The sequence below is a fragment of the Protofrankia coriariae genome, assembly GCF_001017755.1.
Lineage (GTDB): Bacteria > Actinomycetota > Actinomycetes > Frankiales > Frankiaceae > Protofrankia > Protofrankia coriariae.
Window position 1 is genome coordinate 72,679 of the sequence record NZ_JWIO01000027.1, and the last position, 8,297, is coordinate 80,975.

7 protein-coding genes (2 of these 7 only partly in view) are annotated in these 8,297 nt (G+C 70.3%); all 7 read left to right on the forward strand.

The genetic code is table 11. The features are described from left to right. A protein-coding gene (locus FrCorBMG51_RS16250; RefSeq protein ID WP_476742183.1) for a mannosyltransferase YkcB-related protein crosses the window boundary here: on the forward strand, positions 1 to 635 show its end. 1,210 nt of this gene lie to the left of the window's left edge; the window shows 635 of its 1,845 coding nt (coding positions 1,211-1,845); its start codon lies beyond the left edge, outside the window; its stop codon occupies positions 633 to 635. A 653-nt stretch (positions 636 to 1,288) separates the two neighbouring features. After that, a complete protein-coding gene (glgC, locus tag FrCorBMG51_RS16255) occupies positions 1,289 to 2,533 on the forward strand; it encodes a glucose-1-phosphate adenylyltransferase (protein WP_047223905.1) in 1,245 nt (414 codons plus the stop codon). Positions 2,534 to 2,630: 97 nt separating this feature from the next. Next, positions 2,631 to 3,806 (forward strand): glycogen synthase, encoded by a 1,176-nt coding sequence (gene glgA / locus FrCorBMG51_RS16260; RefSeq protein ID WP_047223906.1) that lies wholly within the window; start codon positions 2,631 to 2,633, stop codon positions 3,804 to 3,806. 105 nt (positions 3,807 to 3,911) lie between these two features. Further along, positions 3,912 to 4,499 (forward strand): DUF1353 domain-containing protein, encoded by a 588-nt coding sequence (locus FrCorBMG51_RS27000; protein WP_047223907.1) that lies wholly within the window; start codon positions 3,912 to 3,914, stop codon positions 4,497 to 4,499. Between the two features lie 133 nt (positions 4,500 to 4,632). Further along, the gene (locus FrCorBMG51_RS16270; protein WP_047223908.1) at positions 4,633 to 5,619 is read left to right on the forward strand and encodes a metallophosphoesterase; all 987 of its coding nucleotides are present in this window, start codon (positions 4,633 to 4,635) and stop codon (positions 5,617 to 5,619) included. Positions 5,620 to 5,818: 199 nt separating this feature from the next. After that, a complete protein-coding gene (locus FrCorBMG51_RS16275; RefSeq protein WP_076843926.1) occupies positions 5,819 to 6,829 on the forward strand; it encodes a DUF2889 domain-containing protein in 1,011 nt (336 codons plus the stop codon). A gap of 177 nt (positions 6,830 to 7,006) precedes the next feature. Next, positions 7,007 to 8,297, forward strand: the 5' portion of a protein-coding gene (locus FrCorBMG51_RS16280) for a lamin tail domain-containing protein (protein WP_047223933.1). It continues 1,109 nt past the right edge of the window; the window shows 1,291 of its 2,400 coding nt (coding positions 1-1,291); the start codon lies at positions 7,007 to 7,009; its stop codon lies beyond the right edge, outside the window.

An 8,297-nucleotide genomic window follows, 5' to 3' on the forward strand; every position in this document is an offset into this window, starting at 1 on the left:
CGGGGCCCACCGGCGGCTTCGGCGGCGGCCCTCGCGGGGGCGGTTTCGGCGGCGGAGGCTTCGGCGGCGGCGTCCGGATGAATGGTCCGGGCGGGGGTGTCTCGCAGGGGATGCCACCAGGCGGCACAACAGGCCAGGGCGGCGCGACGGGAGGCCAGGGCGCTGTGCCGGGCCAGGGCGGTGTGGCGGGCCAGGGCGGCACGACGGGCCTGGGTGGCGGCTTCGGCCAGCAGGGTGCGGCGATGTTCGGCCGGGGCGGAGGCCTCGGGGGGCTGCTCGACGCCGGGACGCCGAACGCCGAACTGGTGACCGCGCTCACCCAGAACGCCGAGCGCTACACCTGGGTCGCGGCCACCATCGGATCCAACTCCGCCGCCGGCGTCCAGCTCGCCGCCCGTGCACCAGTGATGGCCATCGGCGGCTTCAACGGGACCGACCCGGCCCCCTCGCTGGCCCAGTTCCAGGAGTACGTCGAAGCCGGAAAGATCCATTACTTCCTCGCCAGCGGTGGCATGGGCCGCGGTGGCGGCTCCGGCGGCACCACCAGCGCGATCATCACATGGGTCCAGCAGACCTTCACCACGACCACGATCGGCGGCACGACCGTCTACGACCTGACCAGGCCAGCCGCATAAAGTAATCACCGCGCAGCATCTCCGGAACAGGACCGGGGCACGGGCCTCCCGGTGGCGCGAAAAGCGCTTTTCGCGCCACCGGGAGGCCTTCTTCCATTTTTCAGCTTCTTTCCACTTTTCAGCTGCCAGTTTTCAGCTGCCAGCTTCCAACCGGCCGTCCTTTCAACCGACAGCAGCCACTTGCGACCGTCCGCAGGCGGCCAGGGCGCCGCCAGAGCCGGAACATGCCGGGCGGCCCGGCACCTGAGACGACCTGGCGCACGGGCAGCCTGGCCGCCTGGGTGGACGCCGGCAACAGGCCCGTGTCCCGGCGTCCAGCGGGATGATCCTTGTCACGGGCGCCGGGGGCGGCCCGGCTACCGGGGCGGCGGTAAACAGAGGGTGATGCGCCGGGTGGCAGTCCGCCCCGCCGGGCGGTCCGGCTACCGGGCGGCGGTAAACCCGGCGGTGGCAGGTCGTCGCGGATTTACGGTCCGGAGCCCGAATTCCACTACCCGCTGTTAGGCTTCGGCATTGTCGGCCCGGCCGAACGCGGCCGCGCCCGACCGGTCGATGACGACACAGCGCAGTCACTCACCGCAATCACACTGTGCTATCTGAACCATTAGCAACCAAGCAGTTACAAGCATCGGCGTCACCCTGAGAGGTCTGGGATGTCACGACCACGACCACGAGTGCTGGGTGTCGTGCTGGCGGGGGGCGAGGGCAAGCGGCTCGCGCCACTCACCGCCGACCGGGCCAAGCCGGCCGTCCCCTTCGGCGGCCTCTACCGGCTGATCGACTTCGTCCTGTCGAACCTGGTCAACGCGGGCTACCTGCGTATCTGCGTGCTCACCCAGTACAAGAGCCACAGCCTGGACCGCCACATCACCACCACCTGGCGGATGAGCAACCTGCTCGGCAACTACATCACCCCGGTACCGGCCCAGCAGCGACTCGGCCCCCGCTGGTACACCGGATCCGCGGACGCCATCCACCAGTCCCTCAACCTCGTCTACGACGACCAGCCGGACATCGTGGTTGTCTTCGGCGCCGACCACGTCTACCGGATGGACCCGCGGCAGATGGTCGACCAGCACCTGGCCAACGGAGCCGGCGTCACCGTCGCCGGCCTGCGCGTCCCGCGGGCCGACGGCACACAGTTCGGCGTGATCCGCCCCGGCGCGGACGGTTACACCATCGACGCCTTCCTGGAGAAGCCCGCCGACCCGCCCGGCCTACCGGACAGCCCCGAGCAGACGTACGCCTCCATGGGCAACTACGTGTTCTCGACGGACGTCCTGATCGACGCGCTGCGGGCCGACGCGGACGACGACACCAGCGTCCACGACATGGGCGGGAACATCATCCCGATGCTCGCCAAGGCCGGCGTGGCGCAGGTCTACGACTTCACCTCCAACGACGTGCCCGGGGCCAACGAGCGGGATCACGGCTACTGGCGTGACGTCGGCACCCTGGACTCCTACTTCGACGCGCAGATGGACCTGTGCACGGTCGACCCGGTGTTCAACCTGTACAACCGGAACTGGCCCATCCTGACCAACGTCCCGTCCCTGCCGCCGGCGAAGTTCGTCCACGAGCACCCGGACCGGACCGGCACGGCCGTCAACAGCATCGTCAGCAACGGCGTGATCATCTCTGGTGGTCTGGTGCGCCACTCGGTGCTGTCGCCGGGCGTGCGGGTGAACTCGTGGGCGCATGTCGAGAACGCGGTCGTCATGCACAACACGGTGATCGGACGGCGGGCCATGGTCCGTAACGCCGTCCTCGACAAGAACGTGATCGTGCCCGAAGGCTGCGAGGTCGGGGTGGACAAGGAGCACGACCGCGCCCGTGGGTTCACCGTGAGCCCGGAGGGCGTGACCGTCGTCGGGAAGGGTGTCACGATCACCTGCTGACAGCGGGCGTTCAGCGTTCCGGCCGGAGCCGGAGCCCGACCGGCTCCACAGGCTTCGGCCGGCCACCATGCACAGGTCACCAACCACAAGGGCGGGCATGCGCGTTTCACTGCTGACCAGGGAGTACCCACCGGAGGTCTACGGCGGCGCGGGGGTGCACGTCGAGTACCTCGCCCGCGAGCTGGCCCACCTGGTGGACCTGACCGTGCACTGCCAGGGCGCCGACCGCCCGAGCCCGGACGGCCTCACGGTACGTGCGCACCGGCCGTGGGAGGTGCTCGCGGACGCCGGGGAGGCGCTGCGGACGGTGTCGGCCGACCTGTCCGCCACCGCCGCCGCCGCGGACGCCGACCTGGTGCACTCGCACACCTGGTACGCCAACCTCGGCGGACACCTCGCGTCCCTGCTGTACGGGATCCCGCACGTGATGACCTCGCACTCCCTCGAGCCGCTGCGGCCGTGGAAGGCCGAACAGCTCGGCGGCGGCTACGCGCTGTCGTCATGGTGTGAGCGGGTCTCCATCGAGTCGGCGGCGGCCGTCATCGCGGTGAGCAGGGGCATGCGGGCGGACGTCCTGTCGGCCTATCCGGCGGTCGACCCGGCCCGGGTGCACGTCATCGGCAACGGGATCGACACCGACGAGTACACCTCGGATCCGGCCACCGACGTCCTCGCCCGCCACGGCGTCGACCCGGAGCAGCCGTCTGTGGTGTTCGTCGGACGGATCACCCGGCAGAAGGGCCTGCCGGTGCTGTTGAAGGCGGCGGCCGGGTTCGACCCGCGGGCCCAGCTCGTGCTCTGCGCGGGGGCGCCCGACACCGACGACCTGCTGGCGGAGGTGACGGCGCAGGTCGACCGGCTGCGCGACACCCGCAAGGGCGTCGTGTGGATCCCGGGGATGCTGTCCAAACCCGAGGTCATCCAGCTTCTGACGCACGCGACCGTCTTCGTCTGCCCGTCGGTGTACGAGCCGCTGGGGATCGTCAACCTCGAGGCCATGGCCTGCGGGACGGCCGTGGTCGCCTCCCGGGTCGGTGGCATCCCCGAGGTCGTCGACGATCGTGTGACCGGGCTGCTCGTCCCGCCCGAGGACCCCGCGGCGCTCGCCGAAGCCGTCAACACGCTGCTGGGCGACCCGGCGCGCGCGGACGTGATGGGCCGGCGGGGCCGGGACCGTGCCGTCGCCGAGTTCGGCTGGCCGGCCGTGGCGGAGCGAACCGCCCGCCTGTACGAGTCGATCCTGTCCCCTGCCCGGCTCCGGCCGTCCCCCTGATCCCACAACCGTCCCCCTGGCTCCGGTCGTCCTCCTGGCTCCGGCTATCGTCCGGGGCCTGCCCGTCCTCGCCCCCAACGCCGCGGAACGAACGACGAGGGACACATGCCCTTTCTCAGTGACAGGATCGCCGTCGAAGAGATCGACGACATCCGTTGGCGCCTGCTGGAACCCGTCAGCTACGAGGGAAAAGAACAGGTCTTCACCGTGCCGACGGGGTTTACGACCGACTTCGCGTCGGTCCCACGCTTCCTCACCTGGCTGGTACCCACATACGGGCGTTACACCAAGGCGGCCATCCTGCACGACTGGCTGTGGAAACTGGCCGACGCCGGCGACTTCGACCGCGCCGACGCGGACGGGATCTTCCGCCGGGCAATGCGTGAACTCGATGTGGCCTTCTTACGGCGGTGGCTGATGTGGGCGGCGGTGCGACTCGCCGGCGTCCGGAAATCGGGGCTGTCCACGCTGTGGCGCCCGGGGTTCGGGCAGCTCGCCGCGCTCGTCGCCGTCACCCTTCCCGGTTTTCTCTTCGTCCTGGTCCCCGGCTGCGTCGTCCTTGCCGCGCTCTTCGTCTTCTATCTCGCCGAATCCATCGCCTTCCTGATTCTGAAAATCGGCAGCCGGCGGGCACCGACCGGAAAGCCGGTGAAAAAGGTCAACCCTCCGTCATTCCGGTGGACGCCGTCGTAGACGGTCCCGTATCTTCCACGAGCCGGTGCCGGGCGGCCCGTGGGTGTCAGCGCACTGCGCTTGTCGACCAGGCGTCGCCCGGTGGCTGAACTGTCGTCACCGGCCGGTGGTCGAAGGTGTCGAGAGTCATCGCATGCGACGACACCTGTTAGCAGTGGCGCTTGCCGCGACCATTGCGGTCGCGGGACTCGTCCCGGCCGGTACCGCCATCGCCGCGCCCGGCAATCCCGGCCCCGCCGGCCCCGACAGGCCCGCGGTCACCTTCGCCCTGCTGGGCGACACTCCTTACGGCGACGCCCAGCGCGCCGTCCTCCCGCACCTGGTCGACACCGTCAACGCCGATGCGGACGTACGCTTCGTGCTGCATGCCGGCGACGTCAAGAACGGCTCGTCCACCTGTGACGACGCCCGCTTCGCCGATCTGGTACAGCTCTTCGGCACGTTCGACGATCCGTTCGTGCTGACACCCGGCGACAACGAATGGACTGACTGCCACCGTACGGCCGCCGGCGGATACCTGCCCACCGAGCGCCTGGATGCGGTTCGCCGGGTGTTCTTCCCGGAACCGGGCCGTACCCTCGGCCGTCACCAGCTGAGGGTGGCGACGCAGGCATCCGACCAGCGCCACCGCGAGTACCGCGAAAACGTGCTCTTCACCCGGAACCGGATCGTCTTCGCCACCGTGCACGTCGTCGGCAGCGAGAACGACCTGGCACCGTGGTCACAGCTGCCCGGCGGGGACCGGCCGGACCTGCGGCTGGCCGAGTTCGAGGCACGCAGGGCCGCCGCGCTCGACTGGATCGACACCGCTTTTGCCACCGCCGAGCGCACCCACGCTCCCGGCGTACTCCTGCTGATGCAGGCCGAGCCCACCGAGACCCCGGGCTTCACCGAGATCCGCCGACGCATCGCCGAACGGTCGCGCGGATACGGCAAGCCGGTCCTGCTCGTGCACGGCGACGAGCACATCTACGAGGTGGAGCCCACCTACGCCGGAGTACCCAACCTGACCCGGCTGGAGACCTTCGGCGACACCGCCACGCAGTGGTTGCGGGTCACCGCCAACCCACGCACGCCGGGCGTCTTCTCGTGGACGACGCAGACGGTGCCGTCCACCTGACGGACCGACCGGCAGGCGGGCGGCGGGCCCGGCGGATCCGGAGAGCCCCGGTCCCTGGCCTGCTCGGTGGTTCGAAGAACCATCGAGCAACAGGCCGGCAACCGCGGAGACGACACGGAGAACGTGACGTTGCCAACTTCCCTGCTCCGAACGGGCTGCCACAGAGCCATCGGTGGTTCGGAGTGCAACCCTTGGAAGAGTGACGACGACTGCTCTCCAGTGGCTCTCCCCCACCGGGCCGACCACTGACACGCCACCGCGCCTCCCCTGCTCGGTGCGCCGTACCAGCACAGTTGACGTCCTGTGCCCGGACGACACCGAAAGTCCGGTGGTGATCGTCGGCCGAGCACGCGACCTGCGCACCATCGGGGAGCGGGCGGGAACGGACGGCGACGCGCGGGTCGTGGCCGAGGCCGGTGTACGGGTCACGATCGACTATTTCGGCGACCGGACGGTCACCGCGATCGACTGCGATCCGGCGGTGGCCGGCAGTGACGCGCTGCTGGGCGCCCGGGCCGGATCGGGCTTCCGCACCGCGCTGGACCGGGCCGTGCCCGAGCTGACCACCGGAGGCACCCTGCTCGGGCTGCTCCTCGACGAGGTGCCCGTGGTCATGCTGATCTCGGGTTCGATGATCGCCCGCACCGCCGGAGTGCCGTTCACCGACGTCAGGATGCCGCCGGTCAACGTCTGCGCCGGCTGGGTGGCCGGCGGCGGGCTGGACGTCGCCAACCGCGAGGATCCGTCCGCTCTCCTGGGCCGCGGGCCGAACGCCCCGAGGCTGGAGGACGACAGCGATCCGCTGGGCTGGCACGTGGCACCGCCGCTGCCGCCCGGCAGCATCCGACGGCGGCGCAGGATCGACGTGGCACCCGGGCCACGGCCGGGCGAGGCTGTGGTGGACGGGCTCTTCCGGGACATCTACCACGACCTGGACGGCTCGGAAGCAATCGTGCACGAGTACGCCGTCAACGTCACGATCGACCTCGCCACCGCGACGATCAACGCGGCGGAGGCGACACCCCGCGTCCTGCCGGGCCCGCAGTGCCCGCTCGCCGCGACGAGCGTCAACCGGGTGCTCGGCCAGCGCCTGCCCGGGCTGCGCAGCGAGCTGCGTTCCTCCATGACCGGGCCGACGACCTGCACCCACCTCACCGACCAGCTGCGCGCCCTCGCCGACATCCACGCCCTGCTCCCGCTGCTGGCCTGACCGTCACGTCAGAAATTCACGCATCCGTTCACTGACCGTCGCCTTTAGCTGACTCTAACGGCGCTGTCCGCTCGATAGAGATGACGGGCTCGTGTCGCTGTCCGCGCGCTGTCGGTCAGGAGCCCGTCCATGGATCATTCTTGTCCCTCGCCTCGTGGCCGATCCCTCGTGCGGCGCATGCTGCCGCCTGTACTCGCCGTGGCCCTGGCCGGTGGCCTCAGCCTCACCGGGATCGTCGCGACCCCGGCCTTCCCGGCCTCGCCCGACGTGGTGATCAGCGAGGTCTACGGCGGCGGCGGTAACAGCGGTGCGACGTACCGCAACGACTTCGTAGAGCTGTACAACCGCGGCACCACGGCGGTCAGCGTTGCCGGCTGGTCCGCACAGTACGCCTCCGCGGCCGGCACCAACTACCTTGCCACCGCGCTGTCCGGCACGATCCAGCCCGGCGCCAGGTATCTGGTCCGGCTCGCCTCCGGCGGCAGCCAGGGCGCCGCACTGCCCACCCCGGACGCGACCGGCACGACGAACCTGTCGGCCACGTCCGGCAAGGTCGCGCTCGTCACCAGCACCACCGCCCTGACCTGCGGCGGCAACTGCGACACCGCGCCGGGCGTGAAGGACTTCGTCGGCTACGGCAGCGCGAACGACTACGAGGCCTCGCCGGCCCCGAGCCTGTCCAACACCACCTCGGCGACCAGATCGAACCCGGCCGCTGACAGCGACAACAACGCGAGCGACTTCGCCAGGGCCAGCCCCAGCCCGCAGAACTCCCAGGCCGGCGGGGGCGGGGGTAGCGACTGCGCCGGTTACACCACCCGCATCCGTGACGTCCAGGGCAGCGCGCACATCTCCCCGCGAAGCGGCCAGTCGGTGTCCGACGTGCGCGGTGTGGTCACCGCGGTGACGGGCAGCGGCTTCTGGTACCAGGACCCGTGCCCGGACGCGGACGACGACACCTCCGAAGGCCTGTTCGTGTACACGTCCAGCGCACCTACGGTCACCGTCGGCCAGGAGGTCGCGGTCGGCGGAACCGTCACGGAGTACCGGCCGGGCGGGTCGGGCACCACGAACCTGACCACCACGGAGATCACCTCGCCGTCCGTCTCCGTGCTGGGGAGCAGGGCCGTCCCGGCAGCGACCGTCATCGGCACCGGCGGCCGGATACCACCGACCACGGTGATCGACAACGACGCCACGGGCAGCGTCGAGACCTCGGGCACCTTCGACCCCGCCACCGACGGCATCGACTTCTACGAGTCCCTGGAGGGCATGCGCGTCCAGGTGAACAACCCGGTGGCGGTGGGCCCGGCCAACAGCTACAACGAGATCCCGGTGCTCGGTGACAACGGCGCGAACGCGTCCGTGCGCACCACCCGCGGCGGCATCGTGACACGCCAGACCGACGCCAACCCGGAACGGATCATCCTGGACGACGGCGCGCTGGTCGGCTCCACACCCGCCGGGG

Excerpts from the sequence above, each read along its gene's own strand:
- glgC (WP_047223905.1), top strand. The coding sequence starts at position 1,289 with ATGTCACGACCACGACCACGAGTGCTGGGTGTCGTGCTGGCGGGGGGC.
- glgA (WP_047223906.1), top strand. The coding sequence starts at position 2,631 with ATGCGCGTTTCACTGCTGACCAGGGAGTACCCACCGGAGGTCTACGGC.
- FrCorBMG51_RS27000 (WP_047223907.1), top strand. The coding sequence starts at position 3,912 with ATGCCCTTTCTCAGTGACAGGATCGCCGTCGAAGAGATCGACGACATC.
- FrCorBMG51_RS16270 (WP_047223908.1), top strand. The coding sequence starts at position 4,633 with ATGCGACGACACCTGTTAGCAGTGGCGCTTGCCGCGACCATTGCGGTC.